Genomic DNA, 26,710 nt, shown 5'->3' on the forward strand with positions numbered 1-26,710 from the left:
TGGCAGTACTCGGTTGATATCTGCCGTGGGTCCCGCGACCCCCGAACGTCCGCGATGGGGTCGTTGTGCGTCACCGTTATCCGTCGTGGGAGGTCGCGTTCCTCGCCTGCTGCGCACGAGACGTGAGCACATGACCCGAGGGCGGTTTCTCTATTCAGTACATCGATTGGCACTTCGCCATGCTCTCGCATGCTTCGTGCAGAGACGCTTGTGATGATTTCGGGAATGCCTAAGCTTTTTCTTGACATTCTTCGATAACTTTATGGTGGGCTTTCTCAGAACAGAATCGACCCACTCTCGCGCAGTCATCATTCCTCCCTGAAATTTTCCCAGGTAAGTAATACCACCGTTCGAGTCAATTGCGACGTGCTCACCCTTGAAGGGGCCATCCTCATCCGCACGCCAGACTAGATAGCCGCCTGGTGCGCAAGTCAAAGGTTCATCGATGGAGCCTCGCCAACTATAGTCCGTGTTGTCGTGCTTTTGCTCATCAAAGTAACGAGGTGTGATGAAGCTGCTCACGGCAACGCCGTCGATGTCATACGGAATTCCCTGGCAAGGGTCACAGATTTCAACCAGGAAGCTGACATCGTGACCTGCCCATTTGCCAGGCCTATATTGCTCAAGCGTTGGATCGACCAGCATTTCGAGAATTTCATGGCTGAGAGTGTGGCTCCAGTGATCCCCCTTGTCACTTACCAGGGCAAAAGGGTTGCCCGACTTATCCTTGCCGCGATGGGCCCCCATTACCTCTCGCCCATCGATAAGAATGGAATGCGAAACCACTACAACTCGATACGAATTGGGTGGCACGTCTTCGCTTGCCCCGTAAGTTGAAATAACCGCTGGTATTTTCCAGATAGGAAAAAAATCAAAGTTAACCTGCTTGCTGATGGCAGCCACAACCCGGTTGAGCTCACGCAAATCAACGTTTGGTGATTCGGTAAGGATGGCAATATGTATCGCGTCCATGGAGCTCCTCTTCATTCGGCGTCGGGGTAGGGAACTGCCTGGCCGACGGTTCTTGCCGCGTTGTTTGCGGCCACTTGCTGTTGAATCAAGGCAATCTTCTTCTCAAGGAGAGTGTTCTTTGCGGAGCTATCGCTAAAGTTCTTCTCCACGTTAGAAAGTGCCTGTTCATAGTCATTTTGCGCAATTTGCACCCTGATTTCTGCTTCTTTCAATGCCACTTTCGCATCGCGTGACGCACTCGCATCGGTCCGTGCCTTTTCCTCCTCGGCCTCCTTGGCCCGGCGGCGTTCGGCCGGATCAATCTGTTCTTTAATGGCAGTCTTGATACCAGGCGATACCTCGTCAATAACCGGCACAAAAAACTCGGCGACCTTGTTTCCTGGTCGTGTCTCACTAATCGAAGCAGAGATCTGGAAATTACCAATGTCCATTTCCTGCAACTCAGGCAGTTTGTTCATGCATTGCACGACGGCCGTATTATCAAAGGGCGCTGTCCCCGGACATTTCTTCTGGCGAAAATCGTTAGCTTTCGATTTCTCAATCTGGTATTGAGCCAGTACGAGCGCGTACTCATAGTCTCTCTTCGTTTGTGTTATCGAAACCGGACAAGCATCTGACGAGAATTTCTGCGGAGACGATTTTTCCTTGTTTTGAGCGCTTATGGCATTACAGTATGCGATCAACGAAGTCCGTGCATCTGGCACTTCGTCAGCAAACGATGGACGCTTTGGCGGAGCCGGGGTTGCGGCTAACGCCAATGTGCTTGCCATCTTTTGTCGCCCTTGTTGTGCAGCAGTAATTTCGCCAGTTCTTGCAAGAGTCGATGCCCATCCTCGCTCCGGCCCGAGTATCGCACTTTCACAGGTCAACTTGCTTGATATGCCATCGCATTGAAGCTTGCTCTCGTTACGAGCGACATTGTTGTATTTAAACTCGGCGCTTAGAAAAGGAAGCGCCGAGCCAACCTCCGAGAAATTTATCACGGTGGTGTAAGTGCGCTTCGAAGGACCGAATAGTCCATCTTTGGATTGAAAGTCGCCTACGTATAAAACCTGCGGTCGAAGCGCAATTTTGTCACCACTATCTGAGGTGACCAGCGCGAACTCGGCGTAGTACTCCGGTGGCTCAATAAGGTGATATGTTGGCTTACCGGCCACCGCTGTTCTAGCCGGGTGCGGACCGTTGGGTTCGGACGCTGAAAATCTCGTCATTATTCCTCTCAGCAGAGGGGGCGCGCCGGCCAACGAGTTCGCGAGCGGGTCGATCACAGAGAATCCGATCCTTCCGCGAACGACAACGACGCAATTGATCTGCTGGCTAATCTGCACGTCGCCCGAACTTGTTATCTTGTAGAACGGAGCCGTGATTGGAGCAGGCGGTGTCAACACGAAATCCTTCGGAGACGCAGCATCCTGTACAAGTTTCGCTGCTTTATCGACCGTGACGTCGACTCCCCGGGATATGACGGCGGATAAGATAGGTACGAGAAAGACCGGAAGAGCACCAATGGTAGGGCCTGTCGCACCGCTAACCGGGCACCTTGTAAATGTATGTATGGTTGTTTCTAGTGCTGGCGGTTCCGGATCCGATTCCGCAGAGGCACTCGCGATTGTGGTGAAACTTACGAGCACGGCGAATAGAAAGCAAGTCGGCAAGATTTTTTGAATTTGTATCATTCTCGTCACCTTACGTTTTGACAGGAAATTCCCACAGTGCGATGAGATGCACTGTACGGAAGCGCACAGTCTTAGAGGTGTTAGCAGAATGACTTTTGAAGGCGTCGCCAGCATATGATGCAGCAGGCGATTCTGAGGAACGCCTAGTGGATGAAAGCGAGCCGTTCGAAGCGGATGCGCGTGCCCAAGAGAGTTATAAATGCCGGATGTGTTCAATCGGGCAGCGTGCTTGCCCACACCGAGCTTGTTATGGAGGTACCAGAAAAGAAACCGTCGCACTGAAGCAACCTCATTCGGTGGCACCAGGACCAGGACAATGCGGTCGGTCTGGATGTTTGTCTGTTCCGCGAATCGCAGACAGCCTTTGGGCTGATGGCTGGCGTCGACGAGCATGCGACGAAGCCCGTAACCCGGCATTGAACCCTGCCAGAATCCGCGTTCGACCTGCCGTGATTGCCCCAGGAACACTTTTTCAGGCAGTTCACGACTGAACTCACCGGCCATCGCGCGTTTGATGCTCTTGATGATGTTCGATGCAGGAGAGCCATCGTTTGCGAAAGGCCCGGCGCAGTAGATGACCTTGACACCCGCCTGGGCAGAAGTACTCGTGATGTGCACTTTCATCAACGTTCCTGAAATCGCCCCATCGGCTGATGTCGCAGACCAGAACCGCGTCGAAAGGGCTTCAGCGTCAACCCGTGGGGGCACCTTTCATTACCCCGCAGTAGCGCCATTTTGACCTACACTCAGGACATCGCGTTTGGCGTGCCAGGCGGCCATGGCATGGGCGAAACGCATCTTCGACTGGATCTTCCCATAGGCGGCCAGACGATGGCGAATCCCGAGGAACTCGAGGCTTTCGATGTATTTCTGAGTCACGCGCACGTCGACGCCGCGCTCGTCGACAAGCTTGCCTGCAAACTCGACGATGACTGGAAGTTCCGTGTCTGGCTGGACAAATGGGTGCTCGTTCCCGGCGACTGTTGACAGCAGGAACTGGCCACCGGGCTCCGGCAAGCTAAAACGTGCGCCGTCTGCATCGGCAACCAGACGCCCGAGGGCTGGTTTCGCCAGGAGATACAGCGCGCGCTCAACCGTCAGGCAAAAGAACAATCGTTCAGGGTCATCCCTGTCATTCTTCCTGGTGGCGATCCTGCACTGATTGACAACTTTCTCGAGCTTCGCACATGGGTCGATCTTTCGAGCGGCCTCGAAAATGCGGAAGCGTTCCATCTGCTGGCCTCAGGCATTAAGGGCGTGCCGCCAGGCCGACTGAATCGGCCTGTTCCCATGAACGGCGCATTCATCGACTTGCAAGCGACCCTGCTTGGCCTTCAGCAGCTTCGCGATCAGAAGCTTATCGACGATGTCGTCGCGCTCGAATATCAGCGCAGACTGCTCGACAGGCTTATCCGGCCATAAGTGACCCATCATGACCGATAAACCGACCTACGATGTCTTCGTTTCCCACAGCAGCAACGATCGTGCAGCGGCGTCACGTGTCGCCCGCGCATTGAAAGATGCCGGCGTGAAATTGTGGTTTGACGAATGGACGCTAGTGCCAGGCGCAGACTGGACACAAGCCATCGCCAAGGCGCTGTCGGACGTGCAGTGCGTCATTTTCATTCTCGGCCCCGGTAAGCTGACTTCGTGGCAGCAGGCAGACCTCAACGCCATTGAGCAACGACGCAAATCGGATTCTGACGTGTCGATCGTGCCTGTACTCCTACCCGGTGCGGATCTGAATTTGCTTCCGTCTGCACTGTCCAACTGGCAAATGCTGGATCTTCGGAACGAGGACACTTTCGAAAGCAATATTCGCCGCTTCGCCGATTCATTCAAGGCAGCAAAAGTAGGCAAAGCGACAGATGTGTCTGTCTACCTCGAGTCCCTGATAGCGACGTTGAAGGAACTCGATTTGGACACCCTTCCGACAGCGCTCACATCGCTGGTCGGTGCCGGGAACGCTCAAGGCGAACAGACAGAGGGGCTTGCGAGCGTGTTCAACGCCGTGGGCGGAAGCCTGAGAGAGCAGGGAGACCTAGCCCGCGCCGAACTTCTTTACCGCAAAGCGCTGGAATGCGACCAGCAGACGTCCACACCGAACCCGCAGAACGCCGCCAACTTCCTGAACAACATTGCAAGCGTGCTGCGCGATCAAGGTCGCCTGGAAGAGGCGCTCGGCTACTTAAAGCAGGCTCTCGCCATCGATAGCGAGAACCGGGACGGCGACCGCCCCAATTACGCGAACCGGCTCAACAACATGGGCAGCGTGTTACTGGACCTGGGCCGCACCAGAGAGGCGCTCGGCTATTTCTCGCAGGCTCTGGCGATAGACATGCGCACGCTTGGACCGGATCATCCGGACGTGGCGAATCGCCTGAGCAACGTGGGAAGCGCCCTGCGTGATCTTGGAGAGTTGGATGAAGCACGCGATTATTTCCAGCGGTCGTTGGAAATCGATACCCAGCTGCTCGGTCCGGAGCATCCGACCGTCGCAAACCGGCTGAACAACATCGGCAGCGTATTGCGCGATCAGGGGCGTTTCGACGAGGCGCTGTCTATTTTCGAAGAGGCGCTGGCAATCGATCAACGCACATTTGGGAATGAACACCCGAGGGTTGCGAACCGCCTGAGCAACATGGGCAGCGTCATGGCGGCGCTCAACCGCGCCGACGAGGCGGAAGAACTGCTGAACCGTGCGCTCGCCATTGACGAGAAAATGCTCGGCCCGAACCATCCCGATACCGCCATCACCCTCAACAATCTGGCGAATCTGTTTATACGGCAGGGCAAATATGCGGAGGCTCGCGGGACGCTGCAACGAGCCTACAATTCGAGTTGTCAGTCGGTGGGTGCCGCCCACTGGCTCAGTCAAGCGCTCAGCGCAAACATGGATTCATTGTCGGGCAAGTTGTGACGTATTCGCCTGAACCACCTGTGATTATTTCGCAGCGGTCACTCCCTTGGTGTCACCAGCACCATTATTGTTAACGACTGCTGCCTCCCTTTTTCAAAGGGAAATGAACAGCAAATCAGGGGTGCGAGAGTGACGCGGGACTTCGTCGTTGTCGTCGGCAGCTTGCACCGAGCAGCCCGAGGACGTTCATCTGCTTCGGTAAGAGACATTGAGACGCAGAGTATTGGGCGAACGTTAAGGATCGATTTGATGCGTTCGCCGTCGTTCCGGATTCGGGTTGGCAGTTGCCGTTTGCACGATACCGCAAAGATGTCACTCCAAGGGCTTGTGCGCTTTGGAGGCTGCCGGAAGCCCGGATCGAAGCAGATCGGCGATTCTTGACATTCGGGTAGCGGTAATCCTCAGGCCGAACATTTCTATGAGAGGTGTGAAGAGGGTGCACCCGATGCGTCGCTTCGACCGTCATGGTTAATTCGCCCGCGGCCTCGGTCAGTCTGTTCGATTCCCAACATCCTGGCGAATATTCTTCTCGGCATATTCCCTCAATGCAGTTGCCGAAAATTTTTACTAACTTTCAGTCTCGTTGCATGACAATTTCCTGAAGGTTGGCACTACGCTTGTTCCCGTCTGGTCAAGTCAGCATGGGAAACGAACTTGGAACCTTATGGGAGGATTGTTGCAGATTAAAAAACTATAAGAAGAAAATTCTGTGTATGCAGATAAGAGACGCCAGCCCTGCATTCAACGCGCATTGCTGGGCGACTACAAATGCACAGGTGAGAAGCCAGGTGTCGGCCGACGAGTTCTTTGCACATTCGGACGGGGTGGTGGAACGGGCCGTCACAGGGACGAGTCTCTTTGGGGAAGGCTGTTTTGGGTGCATAAGCCGCTATTGCATTGGCTAGACACGACAGGAAGCTCGACTGGTTGAATTCGCGTAACTACGTGAACTTCGCTGCCCGCGTAAGCCTGTTGTTTCGGAAACAGCCAGGGAGATAAAAAACTCTTTCGTGAAACAGCGATAAACAGAAGAAGTTGACGGCCGCACGTTCGTCGTTCAATCGCCAGCAGGGAGTTTGAACATGCCCAAGAGTACCTTCGTTCATCCGCTATTTGGCACGATACAGTTTGAGACGGAACACGAAGCCTGGAAGCGCGGAGACCATATCACCTTTTTGAGCGGCTTTGATTCATCGGATGTGGTGAAACTCTTCATACCGCAACTGGAGCGCATCCCCGGGTCGAATCGCGGAAAGCTTAGCTTCCACAAGAAGGGACATGCGCAGCTCCTTCGCGCCTTTCATGATATTCAAGAGCAGGATCTGATGCGTCATATCAAGACCTGTGCAGGAACAGTGAATCGACGCTTGCGTAAGCCAACCAGCGGTGCCCTTAGCAAGCTCCCCTCAAACCACGCTTTCGGAATTGCCATTGATCTTAATGAAGGTGATCCAGGGTTTGGCGATTCGGTCGCACCGGTCGCCCCTGTCTTCGAGAAGTACGGCTTCATGTGGGGAAAGTCCTTTAACGATCCGATGCACTTCGAGATCCAGAGGTTTCTGACGCCAAAGGAACTGGGTGGTTGAAATTGATCAAGAGTATGGATTGAAGACCGGCATTACCATGCAGGCGCGCTAACCGGGTACGTTTCTGTTAACGCAATTGCTGCTGGAAGGGTAGTCTATTCGGCCTGGTATGTCGTGCTGAAGCTGATCCCTGCACTGGGCAGGTGGTAGGGAGTCGTCGGAAATGCGCCTGATCGAGTTTGTCCCGATCCGTGCACGCGAGCAGGTTGAACCAGGCTGCGCCGCGTCATTCAATCCTTCGTCCGGGAGGAAAAATGCCTGAATCCGCTCGCACATTTTCGCAACTCTGGTCCGTTGATCGGGACGCGAAACGTGTTGCCGCAGTCATGGTGGTGGCACTCTTTATCGGTGCCTGTCTGGTTGCTGCAGGCACGCAGGGCTGGAAGGCTACTTGGATCGGGCTCTTGTGGGCCAGTGCCTGCAGCGCGGGCGGATGGTTCCTCGGTTTCCTGTTCGGTATCCCCCGGTCACTCTCCTCGGATACGGCCCGCACGTCAGTGCCAGGTGCAGATCTGCCGGTTAGACCCAATGAGCCAGCCGCACCAACGCAGCCGCACGACCCGTCTACGCCGCCGACGGTCCCTGATGGAGTAGAACCGGCCAGGACAGACACGGGTTCCGTAACGGTCGTCAACGTCGAGTCGCAGGCGGATCACGCAGAGGCGAAGCAAACAACCGTTACGTTTCCCAGCCGGGTTGACAGTACTTCTTCCCGAAGCGGGCCACCACCGTCCGGCGCCTCCACCGCCGTTAACACCAATCTCGAGCAAATCTCTGACTGGCTCACCAAGATCATCGTCGGGGTCACACTGGTCGAAAGCAAAGAGGTGATCGGGCAGTTGCAGGCTGCGGGACACGTGATCGGCCAGGCGCTTGGCGGCGAGCAGTCAGATTCCTTTGCCATGGCGCTCCTCATATATTTCTTCACCTCGGGACTCCTCGGAAGTTATCTGCTGACACGGCTTTTTTTGCAACGCGCGTTCAGTGATGCGACCATGGCTGGCCGGTGACTGCCGCCAGATCATACAAGGCTTTGTCACTCCCAGACCAGCACGTCGACCGCCCATTCAGGGACCATGCAATGAACGAGTCCGCTCATCCATGCGACCTTGTCGTGATCATCCACGGCATGGGAGGTCGGGCCGGGAGGATGAATCCCGTTGCGAATGTCGTCCGTCAAGCCTGGAAAGAGGAGGGCAGAAACGAACCACGTATTGTCATCCCGCAGCTGGATTTCTCGATGGCTTCGTTTGACGATCCCTGCGAGATCGCGCACAGGCTCAGTGATCGCATAGAGAAGGAATGCGAGCAACTGCCGGGAATCAGGAACATTGTCCTCATCGGCTATAGCTTCGGTTCGTTGATCGCACGCAAGGCATACGTCTATGCATGCGGCGACTGCGCGATCGATGATCTGGAAGCGTCCAGGTATAACGTACCGAGAAGCTGGGCGCAGCGTGTCGAGCGTATCGTGTTGCTTGCAGGAATGAACAGGGGCTGGCATCTGTCGGCGCACGTCGCACCCGGCAGGTTGATTCAATGGGGACTGGGCGTCCTGATCGGAAACACCATCATGGCCCTGACCATGGGAAAGAAAGTCCCTCTCGTGTTTCGGGTGCATCGTGGTGCGCCGTTTTTGACGATGCTGCGTCTGCAGTGGATGTCGATATGCAGAAACCGGTTGAACAGACCATCGCCGATGATCATTCAGCTGCTTGGCTCGATCGACGATATCGTGTCACCCGAAGACAATATCGACCTCGTGGCAGGTCACGATTTCTACTATCTCGACGTGCCGCACTCCGGACACCGGAACGTGATCGAGATCGATCAAAGTGAAGTGGGGCAGGCACGCGCCAGCGTAATCATGGATGCGCTGACGATGGACGCGAGTCGCCTCAGGCAGTCCTCTATCTTGCCGAGCGACCACGGCGTGCCTGCGGTGGACGAAACAGTCACAGACGTCGTATTTGTCATCCACGGCATTCGTGACGAAGGTTACTGGACGCAAAAGATCGCACGGCGCGTCGTCGCACTTGCACGCATCAGGGAAGAGCAGGGAGGGGAGCCGCAGATATCAGATGCGGGCCAGCGGCTCGCTGTTGCGTCTTGCCCCGTGAAAACGGAGACATCGAGCTATGGCTACTTCGCGATGCTGCCGTTCCTTTTGCCCAATGTGCGCCGCAAGCGGGTTGAGTGGCTAATGGACCGCTACGCGGAAAACAGGGCGACGTATCCGAATGCCGAATTTTCTTATGTCGGCCATAGTCACGGCACTTACATGCTCGCGCGCGCGCTCGAATCCTATCCCTGCGTACGTTTCAAGAACATCGCCTTCGCCGGGAGTGTGGTCCGCACGCAGTATGACTGGGACGCCCTGATTCGCGCCAAAAGGGTACGCGGTGTGCTCAACTTCGTTGCAAGCGCGGACTGGGTCGTGGCTATCTTTCCGCGCACGTTTCAGATGCTCGGCTGGCAGGATCTTGGCAGCGCCGGTCACGATGGCTTTGTGCAAGCGAAGCGGAATGATCTGGCCGCAAACCCGGTCGGGCCTGCCAGCCCCAAGCCAGAAACCTCGCGCGAGACACTGCGGGAGGATCATTACGTGAAGGGAACCCATGGCGCCGCGCTCAAGGAAGAACATTGGGACGTGATAGCCCGTTTCATTCTGGAAGGTCAAGCACCCAGGTCGTGTGATCTGCTAGAAAAGCGCTCTTCATTCGTGGTCGGGCTGGGGCGGGGCGCCCCCCTGATCTCGTTCGTGATTCTTGCCGTATTGATGGCCATCGGGGGCCTGCTTCTGTTTCTGGCCGGACAGGGGTGGGAGCATTCGAGATGGGCGCTGGCTTTCGCGGTGTATGTCGCGTTGATCTGGAAGGTAGCGACATGGGTGTGATCGGGCGGACCCGCAGCGCGCGGCCTCTGGTCAGCACAAGGTAAGGTGCCAGATGCGCTGGGCGCCAGTGGTCAGGCGCCCAGCGCGCAGGTTACGCCGCAGGCCAGGCCCAAAGCAGGAAAATCACCGGTATCAGATGGACCGCTCTGGAAGGGTAGAGTAGCCCCTTATGCGATATCAGACAGCGGAGATCCGGAGCGCGGCGAGCCGCAGTCTTTTCAGAGCCTTGATGAGGAGTGCCGTCAAAGCGAAATAAACTTTACAAATACGAGCTCAGGGTCGGCGTCATCGAGATTGTCTATCCGTCCACTATCCACGTACCCCGACCGTTTCAGGAGCGCGCGCATCGGAAGGTTTGAGGCATTTTTAGGCGTGAACACCCCGGATCTTGCGCACTCCGCTTCAAGCAGTTCCATGATTGCTGTGGCCACGCCCTCACGTCGCGCATCTTTGCGTACCACGACAAGCGCGATGAACGCCCGATCTAAGAATGACCGATTCAGGGTTCCGTAGCCGAGCGGAAGCGACGGACTCCTGGACTCGCACGCCACCCAACACTGATTGGCGTATGGTGCGGCTTTCGGGCGATGCACCGGACCGGCTGTTCGAACTCGTCCGCGACCTCGGGATCTGCTGCGAGGCCCGACAGGCGGGCACCATCCGCGCGGCCTTCACTGAAGCGAACGCGGCGTTCCTGAAGCGCGCCGCAGAGGGCTGGCAGACGCTCGGGGCGCCAGTGCAGTTTCTGGACCGCGCGGCAATCGCCAGCGCGACAGGAACCGATCGCTATCTCTGCGGCACGCTGGATTTTCGCGGAGGATCAGTCAATCCGCTCGCGTATTCGCGAGGACTGGCCGAAGCGGCATCGCACGCAGGCGCGGACATCTACACGCACACGACGGTCACCGGGATCAGGCGCGTGCGCGGAAACTGGACGCTCTCGACGCCCGGCGGGCGTATCGCTGCGGAATGGATCGTTTCTCGCCACGAACGGTTATACCGACGACATCTGGCCCGGACTGCGTCGCAGCATCATTCCCGTCTACAGCGGCATCGTCGCAACTGAGCCCCTGCCGGCCGATGTCGCGGCCGGTATCCTGCCGCGGCGCTCTGTCATGTACGAGCATGAGGACATCACTGTGTACTGCCGGATAGATGCGGCGAACCGTCTGCTGGTGGGTGGCCGCAGCCGCCTGAAACCGATGCATTCGCCAGGCGACTTCCCTGATCTTCAGGCCTACGCGAAGCGGCTCTGGCCGTCGATCGGCAATGTGCGATGGTCACATGGCTGGAACGGTCAGCTCGCGATCACCCGGCACGGCTTTCCCCACTTCAGCGAGCCGGCCGACAGGGTTCTGGTGAGCGTCGGCTATAACGGCCGGGGCGTTGCGATGGCCACCGCGATGGGCGGCGAAATTGCGCGTCGTGTGACGGGTACGCCTTCACAGGAACTGGATATGCCGGTTCGCGCATTTCACCCTGTTCCGTTCCATTCACTGTGGCCGCTGGCCGTGAGCGCGCGGATCGCTTACGGCAGGGCGCGAATGAGGAGGGGGTGATCACAAACACGATCACGATCACGTCCCCACAGAGCGCACCGTTTCCTTGCGGCGGCCAGTTCAACGGCTGTGCGTTGCGCCATGGTGCGCGCATCGCCCGTCGAGGCGACATATCGCATTGACGGACGCCATGGGGAAAAGGTGCCCCGAAGGGCACCGTGTGGGAACCGTCAGGCTTGTGCGCGCGTTCAGAAACGATGGCGCACGCCGACGGTCGCGGCCGTCTGGTTTCTCGACGATGATGGCAACTGGGACACATCGCCGCTGTAGATCGCCGCGGCGTTGCCATCGCCCGTTGCGCGCTGGTACACGGCCTGGGCGTAGACGTCCGTACGACGCGACAGCGCATAGTCGGCCTGAACGCCAATCTGGTGGTAGCGCAGCTTCTGCGTTGTTCCATCCGTGCTGAAACCATAGGCCCGGCTGTCGGTGTAGGTATAGGCGACCCCGACGCCCAGGGCCGGGGTCAGGTTGTACCGGCCGTTGATTTCATAATTGGTTGCGCGCAACGATTGCGAGCCGAAAGCAAAATGGTCGGTGCGCGATTGCGTCCATGCAACACCAACGATAGCGGGCCCGAACGCGTATGAGCCTGCAATACCGAACTGGCGTTGACGGTAGTTGCCGACATCGCCCAGAAGGGCATTGACGTACGAGCCGTCCGACGCGCCGCCGTTGCTTGCCGTGCCTGCTGCGTTGGTTGCTCCCGGGTTATTCCGCTGCGCGAACGCAGCACCGAGACGCAGACCTTGCGACTGATAGGCGGCGCCGACGCTGTACTGGCGATTGTTTGCGAAGGCGCCGGCCTGGTTCGAAAATCCGTACGTGCCGCCGAACGTGAAGCCGCCGTAGTTGGGGCTCGCGTACTTGATCGAGTTATTGACCGAGTAGCCGCCGTTGGTATTCAGGTTGTCGTTGTTGAACGGATGCGCGAAGTAGGTGCCTCCCCAACTGCCCGTTGCCGTCAGCGGTGCGAGATAGTCCTGCGCAGCGTCGAACTGGCGACCCAGTGTCACCGTGCCGAGATACGCGCTCGACAGGCCGACGAACGCCTGACGGTTGAACAGGCCGTTGTTGTTCGCAAGCTTCCCGTTGTTCACATTAAAGCCGCTTTCCAGCGTGAAGACGGCCGCGAGGCCTCCACCCAGGTTTTCGGTGCCGCGCAGACCGAACCTGCTCTGGCTGATTCCGCCGCTGCCGGCCGTCCAGCTTGCGCCACCATTGACATTGCTGGTGTAGGTCAGGCCTGCGTCGACGAGACCATACAGCGTCACGCTGTTCTGCGCATGAGCGACGGAGGAAAACGCTGCGGCAGCCGCAAGAAAAACAAGGCTCTTCTTCATAAATAGGAATCCTATATACCTGATTCAGTCAAGGCGCGGGCGGTGCGAATCAGGGATCTGATCACGTAGGTCCCTGACGTTCTGTCGTCCGGGACCATCTGCACCACGCCCCCTTAAAGGGAAGCGCGAGTGTAGGGTCCGATATTGGAGGCCGTATGGAGCCCATGTGGAATATCGTTGGCCCTGGCTTTCATGCAACAGATCCGACCGTCGGGAAGCCCATGTTTGACGCCTGCCTGACAACCGGTTTAACGGCATCCAGTCCGGGGTTGTGCGGGAGGCGACGGACCCGAATCCATCCGTTCTGGACACCATCTCGTCGGAACCTGCGCGGGGCGCCCGTATATCCGTACCGATGTGCACCCGGCGGGACAGCGCGCTCCTCGCGAGGCATCCGCTCATTGCACATCGGACCCGGCCTCAGGCCGCCCGTGAACCGGCAGGAGCGGCCGGGCGGGAGGGGCGGGGCAAGACCAAATTCTGGATATGAATCTGGGACACACCATGCCGATGTCGCGTCGTTCTCTTCTTGCCGCGGGAGCATTACTGCTGCCGGCAAGAAGTTTCGGCAGGGCAAGCCCGACACAAGCCCTTGCTCCGGAAGGCGAAACCGTTGATGTTGTTGTCATCGGCGCTGGCGCCGCCGGGCTGGCCGCCGCCCGCACACTCGCCGACGCTGGCCGTTCGGTGATTGTCCTGGAGGCACGCGAGCGGATCGGGGGTCGCATGTTCACCGATACCCGGTCCATGAGCCGGCCGATCGAACTTGGGGCGGAGCTGATTCACGGCACCGCAGGGACGAACAGTCTGTGGTCCATCGTCAGATCGAAAAAGATCAGGACCGCGCGGTTAACGACAACCGTCGTCCGTCTTGCCGGGAAGTCGACATTCGTCGACAGTCATGACGCCGCGCTCTACGCGTTTCCGAAAGGCCGGCCGCCCAGACCCGCCAGCTTCAGGCCAGCCAGCCGGAACGAAACCGCTGAGGCCTATCTCACGCGTCTGGGCCTCCTTCCGGATAACCGTCCACTGGCGTTGTTCTATGAGACGCTCGACGGAGACAACTTCCCGAACATGGCGGCGAGCGGGATTGAACCGGTGGTCAGGGCGCTGTGGACAGATCCCGTCGCGATCACGCAGGACGACGACGCCGACTATCGTGTGCCGGACGGCTATGTGCAGGTTCTTCGTCCGCTGGCCGAAGGTCTGCGGATTGTGCTTGAGACAGTGGTGACGCGTATTGAGGATCGGGGCAAAGCGGTCGTCGTTCGTGCACGCAGCGGTGCGGACACGCTGTCGGTTTCCGCAAGGCACTGCGTGGTCGCCGTACCGGCGTCCGTGCTTCTGCATGGCGACATCGAGTTTTCGCCTCCATTGCCGGCATCCAGGATCGACGCGTTGAAGGCGGGCGAGATGCTACCCGTCGCGAAGCTCGTCATGGAATTCAACAGGCCCGTGCTTCCTGGTGGCGCGGACGGGGTCGCCGATTTTTCCCGAAATCCGTCTTACTACTGGAATGCATCGAAGGGCGCCCGTGCGTTCAACGGTCAGATTGTTGTCGGCTGGGCGACGGGCGAACCTGCGCGGGAACTGCTGGCCATGCCCGAAAGCGCGCGTTTCGGGACGATGCTTGCTGCCGTCCGAAGCATTGCCGGCCAGGCAGACCTCGGGTTCAGCGCCGCCAGGATGCACGACTGGACGCGCGATCCCTATGCGGCTGGGGCCTATGGCGCGTGGCCCGACGGGAATGCTGTCCTGAAGCGGACCGGCCGAATTCATTGGGTCGGCACGATCATGTCAACGGTCGACACGGCCTGCGACTCGGGAAGAGCGGCAGCTCACCAGATACTTGCCCGTTAGGATCGACCCGGTCAATGCGCCTTGCCCTGGACGGGAAGGATGCATGTGAATTTGAGGAGGCTTTTCAGAAAATGCGATCCAGAGATTTCGTCCTTCTAATGGTTTCGCTCGTCACTTCCTCACTGGTTCATGCCGCTGGAACGCGCGAGGTAACGCGTGAGCCCGCGAGTCGTCCCGTTGCGCTGGTCTATCGTGGACCTGCGGCGTGCGATGGCTGTCCTGGTGCGATAGCGGAGGTTCTCGCGCGCTCACCCTGGCGGTTTCGCGTGATCTACGTTGGCCCCGCCGAGAAGCTGAAAATCAGCCCGGCAGCCCTGTCTCATGCCGCCCTGTACGTCCAGCCTGGTGGCGGGCAGGATATCGATGGCGCGGCGGCCAGCATCGGCAAGAATTCGATCGACGCGGTGCGGCAGTATGTGTTCAATGGAGGCCGGTATCTCGGCATCTGCATGGGTGCCTACCTGGCCGGCGAGCAGGGGTTCGGGCTCGTCCATGGCGAGATCGCGTCAGAGGTCGACCGGCCCGGCTCGACGATTCACAGTATCGCGGACACGATCGCGCCTGTGATATGGCGCGGCAAAAGGCGATGGATGTATTTCCAGGACGGAGCGGCACTGCCCGCCGCACAGGCCGCGTCGGGAGGCGCTGTTCTGGCGACCTATCCGAATAACGATATCGCAGCTGCCGTCTACCGCTATGGCAGCGGGCGTATAGGACTCGTGGGGCCTCATCCTGAAGCCGATCGTAGCTGGTATGGCGAGCATCAGCTCAGGAATCCGGAGCGCAGTTCTGCGGACATGGCGTTTGATCTGATCGACGCCACGATGAAGCAGTAGCGGGACTTTCGATACTCGACGCTCGACACTCAGCGACGTGCGCGCGGCTTGCGCTGGATGAGGCGACAGCCCTGACATCGCCAGGCGGGTCGATGCAGATCCGCTGTGAACGGGAAGCGCGCTGGCAGGCGCGCGGTGATCATGAACGTCGAGAGCGGTTGTTAAACGCTCCCACCCTCCATCCGTCCTTCGCAGATCCTCAAGAAAAGATTCATCCGTCACAAATATGCTCGACGGTTTCTGGGCAATGTCTCTTCGTTCATGGACGGGAGACCTTGACGCAACCGGCATCACCGACGCCGCCCTGGTGCCGTCATCGGCACGACAGTTACGTACCCCGGAAGACGAAGCGGGCGGCCGAAGCACACAGCCAGCCTGTCTCATGACGCGACGCGACGGCGGTCACACGTCAATGACGTGTCGCGCAGGGGCGGGCCGTACCAACCAAACTGGATGAACCTGATGGAGAAAACCGTAATTCATGTTCTGGTTGTAGACGAGGACAGGGAGCATTGCGAGATGGTGCGCAATTTCCTTCAGGATAACGGGTTGCGGGTTTCAGTCGCGCACGACATGTCCCGTGTGGGAGAACTGCACGACGCGCTATGCCCCTCCATAATCGTGCTCGACATGATGTTACGACGCCTGCATGGTCTCGCCGCGCTCGGGCAACTGCGTGCGACGCGCGATCATGTTCCGGTGATCATGCTCAATGCGCGCGACGAGGCAAACGATCGCATTGCTGCCTTCCAGCTGGGCGCAGACGACTGTGTCGGCAGGCCGTTTTTTTCCGCAGGAACTCGTGGCCAGAATTCACGCCGTCATCGAACGTGCCGGACCGCGCGTGAATGCGTTCCCACGGTCGATCGTGGTGCCCCGGCGCGAGCTCGTGTTCGGCACCTTCCGTCTGGACCTGACGGCACGGGTACTCTTTCTCGATGGGGCGCCCGTCAGGATCAACGAACGGGAGTTCTCGCTGCTGGAGATCTTCGCGCACTATCCGCTGCAGGAGCTGTCGCGCGCCCGGATTCTCGTGCTGATGTACGGGATAGGCACACCCGTTCTTGAACGAAGCATCGATGTGCCTGTCTGGCGCCTGCGTCAGGTGCTGGCGGCCGATCCGTCAGCGTCGCACTATATCCAGACCGTGCGAGGCATTGGCTACATGTTTGTTCCCGCCGTCCCCGCGTCGCGTGAACACGCGCCTTGACGCGACGGACACGCGCCGGGTCACCTCCGTGAACACGGTCGGGCGCACCGGATAATGCCGGCTTCGGCTTTTACGATCTCCTGAACGTCAGGCTGGTGAGGGAGGGTGAAGGGCTTCCTGTGACTGCTCCGATGACGTTCCGTGCGTACGGTCAACCGGCAGACGGATCTTCATGTGGTGGCTGGGACTGTGTGACGCTGACTGACGGGGTCGGTGCGCCTGCGGATAGCCATGCGCTGTAGTGGACCGCGCGCCGGATCTGGGCTTCGACCGAGGCCAGCAGTTCGCCGCGCAGACGGCGCGTGCGTCCGCGGCCGTTGCGATCTGGCTGCGTGCTTCGTTTCCGGTTATGGGGCAGGCCCAGCAGCAGCCAGCCATTCCACGCGGTCACGCGCCCGCATTCGCGGGACAGCGCGACATAGTCCGCCTTGACCCTGCGCTTGCGAAGCATGTACCGCCAATGCGAGTAGATGTGCGCGTGATTGGATACGAGCAGGGCGTTCGATGCGCCCATCTCGTGAGCAAGCGATTGCGCCAGGTAGACGATGAACGGCTTGGGGCGCAGCCCGTGCCATTGCCGGGTCAGGGCGCGGAACAGTTCGCGTCCGTTGACCGCCGTGTCGGGACCCTGCACGCAGCCGATCAGAAGCCTCGGTCTGGACACCTTTCCTGCGAGTCGTCCGACCGAGAAGGTGCACGAAACCAGGCGCGCGCCCGCTGCGTCGCGGATGCACAGCGACCAGTCCCCCTCCTCGTGAAAGCGGTCCAACGACTCCACCAGCAGTGACCACGTCTGGCCGCTTGCCGCGAACGAAGCAAGCAGTGCGGATCCATACGTTGTCATCGCGTGCGCGATTCGCGGCGCCAGTCGCCATGTGAAGTACTGGTGGTCAAGGCTGATCCGCAGTCTGTCTTCAGCGGCAAAGGCGCTGTGCATGAACGGCCTGTGGATCCGCTCAAGATTGCAGGCATGCCATTGCATGGACGCGCGTGACGACGGTGCGGCGTAGCTGCTCAGCCAGACTGTCGTTGATTTCCACCATAACATCGAGCGCAACAGAAACCTGAGGCGCCGCCAGCGATGGAAGAGATCCGATCCCGGATAAGCGTCGCCCGCACAGTGCCACACCAGACGCAGGTTGCGCATGAACGCGTGAAGCCCCTTGAGAGGGTCCTTGAAGATAAGGTCGCCCGATTGCATGTGAGATATCCCCCAGAACGCTGAAACCCGAACGTTGCCCGCCATACTGCGAGCCAGACGTCAGGGTTCGTTCCAGATCTCGTTGAGCCATCTTGAAGACGCGGATTTCCGGCCCCGGCTGCGCGCGTTGCAACCGTTCTGAAGCCGACCTTCGAACCCGGTGGCATCAGGCCATGTCGCTGCGAACCAAGATCACTTCTCCATCAAGATCGAACCGTTTCTTGACGTGATCTTCGTCATCTTCACCTACCGTCTGCCGATCGGTCGCCAGCGACACGTTGCGCCGTCGCGGGGAGTCCGCGACAACGCAACGCTCGCGACATGAACCGGCCGGACCCATGCATCGGGGAGGGCGGCCGCAATGTGTCGGACGCGCGTCGTCCTGGACGTGCGACATGAAGGGTACGCCAGCAACGGGTGAATTAACGGGCCAATGCCCTGCATGCCTGTCTTGCCGTCACACCTGATGCAGGCAACCGTACGGGCGTTGCGGCAAGCGCTGGCGCAGTGCCGACGCCCATCACTGCCCGGGGCGCGACGCACGGATACCTGTGATGTCGCGATACAACGGGTGTCCGACCCATTGCTGCCACTGCGGGTACGCCCCGGTGGCCGCATCGCTCACGGCGCGCGCGGGCTGCGCGATCCAATCCTGAACGGAGGCACAAACGCGAAAGGAGCTGTTTTCTCTCAAATACGGAATACGAATCACTATTGTTCGCATTATTTCAATACAGTCGCACGCTACCCGACACATACATGACAGAACTACGACCGCCCAAACGCCGCAATCTCCCGCGCGCACGACGCCCCGCGCCACGCCGCCTCCCGGCATTCGCGCTACTGCCGCTGCGTGCAGCCCTCCTTTTCAGTGGCGGCGTCGCGCTGTCGCTCTCAGCGCCAGGTGCGTGGGCGCAGTCCGATGCGGACACATCCCGCCCGACCACCGACAGTGCACTGCCGCCGGTGAGCGTCAAGGCGAGACGGGATCCGGCGACCGATGCGGTGGTCATCAGCGCTGGCGCGCTCGGGGCGCGAAAGCAGGTCGACACGCCATTCTCGACCAACGTCAAGACGAGCGAGGACGCGAAAGACCTGATGGCGCAAAGCGCGAATGATCTGTTCCGGTACGATCCGTCAGTCGCCGTCGTGGGCGAAAACGCGACCGCGGAAAACTCTGCGTTCAGCGTGCGTGGCATGCAGATCGACATGCTCAACGGCGTGAAGGTCGACGGTCAGAGTTTCCCGTCGTGGGACACCGATCTTCCTCTGGAGCCGTTCGAACAGGTGCAGCTGCTCAAGGGGCTGTCCGGCTTCATGTATGGCTTCGGCGCGCCCGGTGGCATCGTCAACTATGTGCTCAAGCGTCCGACGGACACGCCGTACCGCAGCGTTTCACTCGGTTATCAGTCGGCGGGCGTGTTCAGCGAAAAGCTCGATGTGGGTGGCCGGTTCGGAAAGGACGACCGGTTCGGCTACCGGTTCAATCTTGTCAATGAAAACGGCAATACCGCTGAGGCCAACGGTCATTTGCGCCGGCAGGTGGCGTCCGTTGCGCTGGACTTTCACGTCACGCCCGATCTCACGTGGAGCCTGGATGCGTTCTATGCGAAACGCAAGACAAACGGGACGCTCTTCGGCATGTGGTTCGGGGAGGGCGTGAACATTCCGGACGCGAGCAGTATCACTCACGATCTGACGCAACCGCAGAACTGGTACAAGACGGAGATGGCGTCGGTTGGAACCGGGCTCGACTACCGGTTCACGCCCAACTGGCACGGGAGCCTGAAGTACCGCTTTGCGAAAGAGAACCGGTACAACCACGACAGCCGGCTCAATATCATCAACAATGCAGGCGATTACACCAACACGCTGTTCGCTGCACTGACCCGCTACTTCTACTCAAACGTCGACGCGATGGTGGAGGGCAAATTCCACACGGGCAGCATCGGGCACAACGTCGTGGTCGGCGCGGGCTACCAGACGCAGGTCAGCGAATACGACAACAGCACCGGCTGGAATGACGGCTTCAATCTCGGCTCGGGCAATCTGTATCGCAGCACGTTGCTGACCAACGACGAGGTCAACATCGCGCAGAATCTGTATCGACAGTCCCTGATCACGCAGTCCGCGATTTATGCGAGCGACACGGTCCAGTTGACCTCGCGGCTTTCGGCGCTGCTCGGACTGCGCTATACGCAGTTCAGGCAGACCGTCTACAACACGGACACGACCGTGTCAGCCGGATACAGTGCGCATCCCGTCACGCCGACGATTGCCGTGATGTTCAAGACCGATCCCTACTCGACGCTCTATGCGAGCTATGTCGAATCGTTGCAGGCGGGCGGGTCGGCGAGCAATACGAACGTGAACTTCCCGCAGAGCTACGGGCCGCTGAAGAGCAAACAGTACGAGGTGGGGTACAAGACCGATCATCGCACGTGGGGCGGCAGTCTGGCGCTGTTCCGCGTCGATCAGGGCTATGAGTACACGAACACGCAGAACGCCTTCGTCCAGAGCGGCACGAAACGCTACACGGGGGTCGACGCCAGTGGCTGGTTGCAGGTCGCCGATGACTGGCGGGTACTGGGCGGCGTCATGATGCTGAACGCGAAAGGCGTCGACATCGACGATGCGCTGGTTGACGGCAAGCGGGTGTTTGCAACGCCACGCCTCGTCGCCACCGGTCGCGTCGAATACAACCCGAAGTACCTCCGGCAACTCACGCTGGCGTTCGGTGGCAAGTACACGGGCAATATGGCCGTCGACGCGGCCAATACGAAGTTCATTCCCGCTTACACGACCTTCGATCTGAGCGGAAAGTACGAGACCCGTATCGCGGGCAAGGATGTCACGTTCCGCGCGGGCATCAACAACCTGTTCAACCGTCAGTACTGGACGACGGCGTACGGCGTTTACGCGCTTCCGGGCGCGACGCGCACCGCGGTGGCAAGCGCAACGCTCCAGTTCTGAGCGCTGCGCGGCGCCGCTTTCTGTGAATCTGGACGCTTCTCACCCGGGCTATCAGCAGCGTTAGCCCGGGTGAACGGGCGTTCTGCATCTCGCGAATGTGACCTTGCAGATGGCCAGCCAGTGCGCCGCATCGGCAGCGTTGCAGCTTCAACCGGCCGATTCGGTGCCTTCGCCAAGCATGGTTTGCCGACAGACGGATGCGCCGCAGTAGCACGCATACGATGAACGGATCGCTTCCGTCACCTCACCGTCGATCACGAGGCCGTAATCGATAAAAAGCTCGTCGCCTGGATTGATGGCAGCGACCGCATGGATGAACACGCGATCGCCAATTTCGATCGCCTCGCAGTTCGGCGAACACGCGTGGTTCAGAAAGCGGGCGCTGTTTCCACCACGACTGCCGTCAATGACACGGCCATCCGACAGACCGAAGACAAACGTGTGTCCCGCGTCTGAACGCTGGCGGGCCGCAGCGCGCCGCCAGCTGGTGACTTCGCCCTTATACTCGATCAGCCGTTCGCCCGCGGCGATGGGCTTCAGCGCAAACAGTCCCTTGCCGTGCACAGCCGAGCGTCGTGCCGTCATGCGTCGCAATCGTTGGCCTGGTTCCTTCTTCACGTCACGTCTCTGGCGTCCTGGTCGAGGTGCACAGCATATCGCTGCCGCTGTTCGCGTTCAACGCGTTTTGCACCGACGCCTCGCGGCTGGCCCACGCGCAGACCCGGCCACGACCGTGCCCACGTCGCCAGACATGACGCAATGCCAGGCGTTGCCTGCCGTCCAGCAAGGCTTTCGGGTTGCCTCGCACGGTGCAGATGGGTTAGGGTGAGCGTCCCGTCCGCACTGTACGGACGTTTTATCAAGGAATCTCCATGAACAAGCAGGAACTCATCGACGCGGTCGCCTCCCGTACGGGCGACAGCAAGGCCAGCACGGGCGAAGCCATTGATGCGATTCTCGAGATCGTGACGGCCGCCGTCACGGGGGGCGACACAGTCCAGCTGATCGGCTTCGGATCGTTCTCGACGGGCGCGCGCGCAGAGCGCAGCGGGCGAAACCCGTCGACGGGGGAAACCATTACCATCCCGGCGGCAAAGACAGTCAAGTTCACCGCAGGCAAGGCGTTCAAGGACGCAGTGAACGCTGCCTGAACCCAACGTTCATGTTGTGTGGCCGGATCGTCTGGTGGTTTGCGGGAAGAGCATCGTTCTTTCGCTGACAGTTACCGGATCTGGCCTGCCAGCGGCGTTTGACTTTCATGCACACGCTGCGCAGGCAGGTCGGGATGATCTGTGCGCTTCATGTGACCAGCGAAGCCGTACTCCGCGTTGCCCCGGCATTGATCGCACAGCATCGTCAGCTGTGCTGCACACGTCGTGTGCCAGCGTCTCGCTGGTGCCTGCGCCGGGCGGACCGGCCGCTATCTGAACGCCACATCCGCCTAGCGGAACGCGGGCCGAGCGAAACTGTGGCGTCTGATCCAGTACACCAGACGAATGACCAGCAGAGCAGTGCCGTCATTATTGGACAAAGCCAGCGTTCAGTAGCCCTCGCGCCCATGGATCGGTCTGATCGAACTGTCGACGGACGGTCCCGAATGATTTGTCGCAGATGCTGCTCTCAGGGTTATCACAGTCATGTGACGATGGCAACTTCCGGAACGCGTCCTGGGACATATCCTTTCGGAGCATGCCAAGCATGGTCGTGAAGACGGGATCCGAATTGCCCAAAGCCTCGCTCATCGCGGCATTGTGCATCGCTTGCTCAATGATGGCGTCGGAATACCCGCGAGCCTGCAGTTCCTTCAACGTCAGATATCGCTTACGTTGAAGGACGATCGCGTTGTTGAGCGTTTTAGCGTCGGCAAGCCTGTCTTTCGCGATCGCCTTCATCGCGGTCGTGAGCTGCACACGTACCTGCTCGAGCTCGATGTCCATCGCGCCGCGCGGGTCGAAACTCACTGTCTGGTCGCGTAAGACCACGGTGCGCACATTGTCGAGCCGAGTGGCCCCGATATCTGCACGGATCCACTTCGCGCCCGCGCTGGCGCCCCACCGCAGGATTGCCGCCGTTTTGAGCAGATCGTTGAGCGCTGCAAATTCGGGCAATTTGTCGGGCGCGTCGCTGATCACGACCGAGCGCTCGGGTGCATTATTTGTCCCCTTCGTGTCGGAAGGCCGAAGGAACTCGAACATGACTGTGCGGCTTGCACCCGATTGCGCCGCAACCTCGATGACGTCGCCTTTCGTCGATATCAGGGATGGCCGTTCCGCGAAGCGATACCACCCACCGAATTGATGCTTGATGAGCGCAGCGCACCATTGCTGCATCGTTAGTACCGTCGCATTCGTTGGCGGTGGCATGACGCTGGCGACGTCCACCCGATCGGCCAGTTGGCGTCTAAACAGGAACCCGGCACCGTCGACAACAACAAGATCGCGTCCGATGTTCAGGTCTGAAATGGCTGGATTGACAAGAAACTCCGCCGCTTGGACCGGATACTCCAGAGATACGAGCAGTGAGATAAGGATCGCTCCAGTCGACCCGTTCGCGGCAAGCGGCTCGACTTTGCGCTCGCGATCGCCGAAAGCGAGCCGCTGCGCAGCAAGAAGCACGTCCGGCCGCACGGGCGATCCGAACAATACCCGTCCGTTACTCATCGCGACGACGGGCACAACCCGGTCGGAATGTTCGATTGTGCGAAACGACATTGCAAGCGGCTGCCCGGCAATGGACGAAGTGACGGGACTGCCCATGATAATGCCACCGCCTCCGAGACCGCCGCCCGCGGACCGCATCCCGGCGAAATCCGGCAATGCGACGGGATTGACGCCGTCCGAATGCAACTGTTGTGCGACAAGTTTGTAACCCGGTGGTGGACCTGGTTTGGGCGGCGGCGTGGATCCCCGTCGAAGCGCCGGGTTTGCACCTCCGCCTGGACCTCCATTGTTGGGACCTCCATTTCCAGTGGACACATGCGGAGGTGGCTGATCCCGGTTATTGCGCATGTTGTCGATGATCCGGTCGGCGAGGGCAAGGATCTCCGCGTGCTCCCGCATCGCGTCGGCTGACGCAGGCTTACGCGATGCTTCGTGCGCAGCGACCAGAGGCGGCGGCCCTTTGTCATCATTCAATGTGACCTGCCGACCGCCAAACATCTGGACTACGGCTTCTTTGCGAAAGCTCACACCACCATGCAAGGCCAGTGCGACGACTACATCGCGCAAATGCTGCTCCGGGCTGGGGGGAATAGAGGAGTGCGCGATTCCCGTCATCAACGCGTCCGACGTGTCGGACGAGGACTGCTCGATATCCATGGCGACGGTAGGCGACAACCCCAGCACGTCTACCATGAGGCCATGCATGCCGCCTGGATGTAGCCCTGAGTAGCTGGAGAGCGGCTCGAGCAAACGCCGCGCGGCTGCGGGCAGGCGTGCTGCGACGTCGGGGGTAGCGCCTACGGTGCGATCAAACTCGAATCTGCGTGCGACGGGCGCGGGAACGGGAGCGTCTGGCGGAAACTGGCTAAAGTACGTGCGTAGCGCAGGTGCATATCGAATCGCGTCCGCGTGATGTGCCGCAATTCCCTGCGCCACGTTTTGCAGGAGTTCCATCGCTGCGCCGGACCGCTTGCGTTCGGCTTGCAGTGCGGCCCAGGCAAGCGCATACGCAGGCGGCGAGCGCTCGACGATCTCATCCGTCCTGGCGTTGTCCAGGAAGCCGGTCATGCGCAACTCTTCGTGAAGCGCCGACGACGAGAAGGTCAGTGACTGCGCGCACTGCATCACCTGATCACGAAATTGCTGCGTGATTTCCGCAAACGCTGGTATCAGCGCAACGATACACGCCAGCGCAAGAAGCGCGGTGGCGAAAATGCGTTTCACCCGGCTTCTCCCTTCAGCAGACTGCGCAACATGGCGTCTATCTCATCTCGCGCAGCGCGGATTGCAGGCATTGGTGCCTCCGCAATCATCGCAGCCATCATTCGTGGGCCCTTCAGTTTGGACGCGCTGAGCGCCGACTGCAGAACAGTCTGTGGAGGGGCAACAATGGGGGCAAGCTCACCGCCCGTGACGCTTACCAGGTGGAACCGGCCGTTATATTCCGGGTAGAGGTCGTTCACAAGCGCCGAAGCAGCTCCGACGCGGTCGTGAATATCCGCCCCATCGGTGGCGGCCAGATATTGATGCCTGAACCGTTCGCGGACGAAGTCTGACCGGACGGCTGCACCGGGCGGCACAGCTTCCACCAGCCGTCCGAGCGCGATTTCATTGGCGGCGAGCAGATAGTCTGCGAGGTTGTCGTGCGCAAGCAGGTCGGACGCCGATGGAACCTTCGCCTTACCAGTTGTGGCGCTCGCAGACGCAGCAGCACGCATCTCCCACGCCTGCTGGCGCTGGTGGATGAATTCGATCAGCACCCTGTGCTGCAGCTCCTGATCGTCCTTCGGCTTGCCGATCGTGAAATGGTTTGATCCCGGAATTTTTAACGGATCGCGGAAATAGCGACGCGCACTCAAGGGCGACACGACGGGTGCAAGCGAGAACATTCCAGTGCTGAAGATCGATATGTCTTCATAGAGTTCACGTCCCGCAATCTCGTGCTTGTACACGAGATCGATAAAGTCGTCGTCCAGGCTCTCCAGCCACTGGTTGTCTTCACCGAGGCGCATGGACTCGGCCTGAGCATGCTTGAAGAAGCGAGCGATCGGCCTGACCCAGTTGGCGTAAATCGACCCGAGTGATGGTGTCGCCACGAGGAACACGCTCACCTGTTTGCCTGCGAGTTCGTCGATTCGCTGCACCAGCATGCGCCTGATAACAAGCCCGCCCATGCTATGGCAAACGAATACGATCAGTTCGTGATCAAGCACCCTATCCAGGCGCAGTTCTTCGAAAACTGCGCTGGCGGCATCGTTGATGCTATAGGTTCCACTGTCCAGGCCCGTGCGATACGTGGACACATAGACACCCAGATCTGGAATCTGATCAGTGTTGGCAACCAGGTCAGGCCAGAACGTGCCGCTCGCTTCGTCTTTCCAGCATGACGCACCGGAGGAAAGCACACCGTGAACGAAAACGACAGTCGGGCCTGCGTCAGCTTGCCGGATCCAAACTCCTGGCATGACAACCCCCAGATAGAGCTGCCAGGCACGTAGCGCAGAATCCGTTTGGCATTCGTCAGAAAACCTGGCCGCGAGGATGCGGCGCACCGGCTACACAGGACTGGCGATCATTGACCCGCGTACAAGACCCAGCATTTGACGGAGATTGAAATTGTTATAGGAATGGTCCACCGGCACCGCAAGCCTTGTAGCTAGTGCTATTCCGCCATAGCGCGTCAGCGCGGACGGTTGCTGCGGGTAACGAACCGGAAGAGGGGATCTGATGACGTCAATAAGTTAAGGACTGCAAACACATGCAACGGATTATTTCCAGAAATCGCTCCAACGCCTGCCATCAACAGGATGGGATCCGTGGCTTCGCGGTGATTTTCACGTCGACATGCCGGGCCGCAACACGGTCATCTTCTTCGCGTTCAACTGGGGCCTCGTGACGAAGTCGCGAAGCGCTCCTGAAACTCCCCTGTTGCCCCATGCTGAAATGCGCCCCAGATGTCGCGGCACAATCAGTGCGCCGTCACAGAATCGGGGCGAAGGGGGCGAAGGCGAAGACAGC

The 26,710-nt window shown here is 59.4% G+C and carries 20 protein-coding genes and 3 pseudogenes; 13 read left to right on the forward strand and 10 right to left on the reverse strand.

Annotated elements, in window-relative coordinates:
* Positions 1–150: 150 nt before the first annotated feature.
* The 3 genes and pseudogenes from QEN71_RS35230 to QEN71_RS35240 all read right to left on the reverse strand — a co-directional run.
* On the reverse strand, positions 151–972 hold the full coding sequence (locus QEN71_RS35230) for a hypothetical protein (protein ID WP_201651906.1): 822 nt from the start codon (positions 970–972) through the stop codon (positions 151–153).
* 11 nt (positions 973–983) lie between these two features.
* Positions 984–2,648 (reverse strand): hypothetical protein, encoded by a 1,665-nt coding sequence (locus tag QEN71_RS35235; protein ID WP_201651904.1) that lies wholly within the window; start codon positions 2,646–2,648, stop codon positions 984–986.
* Positions 2,649–2,728: 80 nt separating this feature from the next.
* Positions 2,729–2,827 (reverse strand): annotated as a pseudogene (locus tag QEN71_RS35240) (IS5/IS1182 family transposase); the annotation flags it as partial.
* 652 nt (positions 2,828–3,479) lie between these two features.
* Here QEN71_RS35240 and QEN71_RS44830 point away from each other — a divergent pair.
* Positions 3,480–3,821, forward strand: a pseudogene (locus QEN71_RS44830) (toll/interleukin-1 receptor domain-containing protein); the annotation flags it as partial.
* A 69-nt stretch (positions 3,822–3,890) separates the two neighbouring features.
* Here the strand turns inward: QEN71_RS44830 and QEN71_RS35250 are convergent.
* Complete coding sequence (locus tag QEN71_RS35250) at positions 3,891–4,082, reverse strand: hypothetical protein (RefSeq protein ID WP_290468257.1); 192 nt, start codon at positions 4,080–4,082, stop codon at positions 3,891–3,893.
* On the opposite strand from QEN71_RS35250, the gene QEN71_RS35255 reads away from it, so the two are divergent.
* The 4 genes from QEN71_RS35255 to QEN71_RS35270 all read left to right on the forward strand — a co-directional run bounded on the left by QEN71_RS35255 (position 4,081) and on the right by QEN71_RS35270 (position 10,050).
* A complete protein-coding gene (locus QEN71_RS35255) occupies positions 4,081–5,568 on the forward strand; it encodes a tetratricopeptide repeat protein (protein ID WP_201651902.1) in 1,488 nt (495 codons plus the stop codon). The genes QEN71_RS35250 and QEN71_RS35255 overlap by 2 nt on opposite strands.
* A gap of 1,082 nt (positions 5,569–6,650) precedes the next feature.
* Positions 6,651–7,154, forward strand: coding sequence for a M15 family metallopeptidase (locus QEN71_RS35260; protein ID WP_201651900.1), 504 nt, complete (start codon positions 6,651–6,653; stop codon positions 7,152–7,154).
* A 254-nt stretch (positions 7,155–7,408) separates the two neighbouring features.
* Positions 7,409–8,164 (forward strand): hypothetical protein, encoded by a 756-nt coding sequence (locus tag QEN71_RS35265; protein ID WP_201651898.1) that lies wholly within the window; start codon positions 7,409–7,411, stop codon positions 8,162–8,164.
* 71 nt (positions 8,165–8,235) lie between these two features.
* Entirely contained in the window at positions 8,236–10,050 is a 1,815-nt protein-coding gene (locus QEN71_RS35270; RefSeq protein WP_201651896.1) for an esterase/lipase family protein, read from the forward strand.
* Between the two features lie 242 nt (positions 10,051–10,292).
* Here the strand turns inward: QEN71_RS35270 and QEN71_RS44835 are convergent, their stop codons facing one another.
* Positions 10,293–10,643, reverse strand: coding sequence for a GNAT family N-acetyltransferase (locus QEN71_RS44835; RefSeq protein WP_377791359.1), 351 nt, complete (start codon positions 10,641–10,643; stop codon positions 10,293–10,295).
* On the opposite strand from QEN71_RS44835, the gene QEN71_RS35275 reads away from it, so the two are divergent.
* Both QEN71_RS35275 and QEN71_RS35280 read left to right on the forward strand, forming a co-directional pair.
* Positions 10,619–11,116: an NAD(P)/FAD-dependent oxidoreductase gene (locus QEN71_RS35275; protein ID WP_201651892.1), complete on the forward strand. Its 498-nt coding sequence runs from the start codon at positions 10,619–10,621 to the stop codon at positions 11,114–11,116. The genes QEN71_RS44835 and QEN71_RS35275 overlap by 25 nt on opposite strands.
* Complete coding sequence (locus QEN71_RS35280; RefSeq protein WP_233471940.1) at positions 11,085–11,609, forward strand: NAD(P)/FAD-dependent oxidoreductase; 525 nt, start codon at positions 11,085–11,087, stop codon at positions 11,607–11,609. The genes QEN71_RS35275 and QEN71_RS35280 overlap by 32 nt, the downstream gene beginning before the upstream one ends.
* A 188-nt stretch (positions 11,610–11,797) precedes the next feature.
* Here QEN71_RS35280 and QEN71_RS35285 read toward each other — a convergent pair whose 3' ends face one another.
* Positions 11,798–12,952, reverse strand: a complete 1,155-nt coding sequence (locus tag QEN71_RS35285; RefSeq protein WP_201651890.1) for a porin — start codon at positions 12,950–12,952, stop codon at positions 11,798–11,800.
* 486 nt (positions 12,953–13,438) lie between these two features.
* Here QEN71_RS35285 and QEN71_RS35290 point away from each other — a divergent pair, with 486 nt between their 5' ends.
* From QEN71_RS35290 to QEN71_RS35300, 4 genes and pseudogenes are all read left to right on the forward strand, one after another.
* Positions 13,439–14,812 (forward strand): flavin monoamine oxidase family protein, encoded by a 1,374-nt coding sequence (locus tag QEN71_RS35290; RefSeq protein WP_201651888.1) that lies wholly within the window; start codon positions 13,439–13,441, stop codon positions 14,810–14,812.
* Between the two features lie 98 nt (positions 14,813–14,910).
* Positions 14,911–15,648 carry a BPL-N domain-containing protein gene (locus QEN71_RS35295; RefSeq protein WP_233471938.1) on the forward strand — a complete coding sequence of 246 codons (738 nt, stop codon included), beginning with the start codon at positions 14,911–14,913 and terminating at the stop codon, positions 15,646–15,648.
* 519 nt (positions 15,649–16,167) lie between these two features.
* Positions 16,168–16,374: pseudogene (locus tag QEN71_RS44840) on the forward strand (response regulator); the annotation flags it as partial.
* A 43-nt stretch (positions 16,375–16,417) separates the two neighbouring features.
* Positions 16,418–16,858 carry a winged helix-turn-helix domain-containing protein gene (locus QEN71_RS35300; protein WP_290468258.1) on the forward strand — a complete coding sequence of 147 codons (441 nt, stop codon included), beginning with the start codon at positions 16,418–16,420 and terminating at the stop codon, positions 16,856–16,858.
* Positions 16,859–17,009: 151 nt separating this feature from the next.
* On the opposite strand, the gene QEN71_RS35305 is transcribed toward QEN71_RS35300, so the two are convergent.
* Positions 17,010–18,059 (reverse strand): DUF535 family protein, encoded by a 1,050-nt coding sequence (locus tag QEN71_RS35305; protein ID WP_201651884.1) that lies wholly within the window; start codon positions 18,057–18,059, stop codon positions 17,010–17,012.
* 759 nt (positions 18,060–18,818) lie between these two features.
* Between QEN71_RS35305 and QEN71_RS35310 the strand changes: the two genes are divergently transcribed.
* Positions 18,819–21,032, forward strand: a complete 2,214-nt coding sequence (locus tag QEN71_RS35310) for a TonB-dependent siderophore receptor (RefSeq protein WP_201651882.1) — start codon at positions 18,819–18,821, stop codon at positions 21,030–21,032.
* A gap of 147 nt (positions 21,033–21,179) precedes the next feature.
* Here QEN71_RS35310 and QEN71_RS35315 read toward each other — a convergent pair whose 3' ends face one another.
* Positions 21,180–21,617: an SET domain-containing protein gene (locus QEN71_RS35315; RefSeq protein WP_201651880.1), complete on the reverse strand. Its 438-nt coding sequence runs from the start codon at positions 21,615–21,617 to the stop codon at positions 21,180–21,182.
* A gap of 287 nt (positions 21,618–21,904) precedes the next feature.
* Between QEN71_RS35315 and QEN71_RS35320 the strand changes: the two genes are divergently transcribed.
* A complete protein-coding gene (locus QEN71_RS35320) occupies positions 21,905–22,183 on the forward strand; it encodes an HU family DNA-binding protein (RefSeq protein WP_201651877.1) in 279 nt (92 codons plus the stop codon).
* A 369-nt stretch (positions 22,184–22,552) separates the two neighbouring features.
* On the opposite strand, the gene QEN71_RS35325 is transcribed toward QEN71_RS35320, so the two are convergent.
* Positions 22,553–24,916, reverse strand: a complete 2,364-nt coding sequence (locus tag QEN71_RS35325; RefSeq protein ID WP_201651875.1) for a hypothetical protein — start codon at positions 24,914–24,916, stop codon at positions 22,553–22,555.
* The gene (locus QEN71_RS35330; RefSeq protein WP_201651873.1) at positions 24,913–26,244 is read right to left on the reverse strand and encodes an esterase/lipase family protein; all 1,332 of its coding nucleotides are present in this window, start codon (positions 26,242–26,244) and stop codon (positions 24,913–24,915) included. The genes QEN71_RS35325 and QEN71_RS35330 overlap by 4 nt, the downstream gene beginning before the upstream one ends.
* Positions 26,245–26,710 lie beyond the last annotated feature (466 nt).

The organism is Paraburkholderia sabiae (assembly GCF_030412785.1).
GTDB lineage: Bacteria > Pseudomonadota > Gammaproteobacteria > Burkholderiales > Burkholderiaceae > Paraburkholderia > Paraburkholderia sabiae.

What these genes read in the sequence shown, in the direction of transcription:
- QEN71_RS35260 (WP_201651900.1), top strand. Translation starts at nt 6,651, where the DNA reads ATGCCCAAGAGTACCTTCGTTCATCCGCTATTTGGCACGATACAGTTT.
- QEN71_RS35310 (WP_201651882.1), top strand. Translation starts at nt 18,819, where the DNA reads ATGACAGAACTACGACCGCCCAAACGCCGCAATCTCCCGCGCGCACGA.
- QEN71_RS35235 (WP_201651904.1), bottom strand. Translation starts at nt 2,648, where the DNA reads ATGATACAAATTCAAAAAATCTTGCCGACTTGCTTTCTATTCGCCGTG.
- QEN71_RS35295 (WP_233471938.1), top strand. Translation starts at nt 14,911, where the DNA reads ATGGTTTCGCTCGTCACTTCCTCACTGGTTCATGCCGCTGGAACGCGC.
- QEN71_RS35305 (WP_201651884.1), bottom strand. Translation starts at nt 18,059, where the DNA reads ATGCAATCGGGCGACCTTATCTTCAAGGACCCTCTCAAGGGGCTTCAC.
- QEN71_RS35230 (WP_201651906.1), bottom strand. Translation starts at nt 972, where the DNA reads ATGGACGCGATACATATTGCCATCCTTACCGAATCACCAAACGTTGAT.
- QEN71_RS35275 (WP_201651892.1), top strand. Translation starts at nt 10,619, where the DNA reads ATGGTGCGGCTTTCGGGCGATGCACCGGACCGGCTGTTCGAACTCGTC.
- QEN71_RS35265 (WP_201651898.1), top strand. Translation starts at nt 7,409, where the DNA reads ATGCCTGAATCCGCTCGCACATTTTCGCAACTCTGGTCCGTTGATCGG.
- QEN71_RS35320 (WP_201651877.1), top strand. Translation starts at nt 21,905, where the DNA reads ATGAACAAGCAGGAACTCATCGACGCGGTCGCCTCCCGTACGGGCGAC.
- QEN71_RS35250 (WP_290468257.1), bottom strand. Translation starts at nt 4,082, where the DNA reads ATGATGGGTCACTTATGGCCGGATAAGCCTGTCGAGCAGTCTGCGCTG.
- QEN71_RS35285 (WP_201651890.1), bottom strand. Translation starts at nt 12,952, where the DNA reads ATGAAGAAGAGCCTTGTTTTTCTTGCGGCTGCCGCAGCGTTTTCCTCC.
- QEN71_RS35315 (WP_201651880.1), bottom strand. Translation starts at nt 21,617, where the DNA reads ATGACGGCACGACGCTCGGCTGTGCACGGCAAGGGACTGTTTGCGCTG.
- QEN71_RS35290 (WP_201651888.1), top strand. Translation starts at nt 13,439, where the DNA reads ATGAATCTGGGACACACCATGCCGATGTCGCGTCGTTCTCTTCTTGCC.
- QEN71_RS35270 (WP_201651896.1), top strand. Translation starts at nt 8,236, where the DNA reads ATGAACGAGTCCGCTCATCCATGCGACCTTGTCGTGATCATCCACGGC.
- QEN71_RS35255 (WP_201651902.1), top strand. Translation starts at nt 4,081, where the DNA reads ATGACCGATAAACCGACCTACGATGTCTTCGTTTCCCACAGCAGCAAC.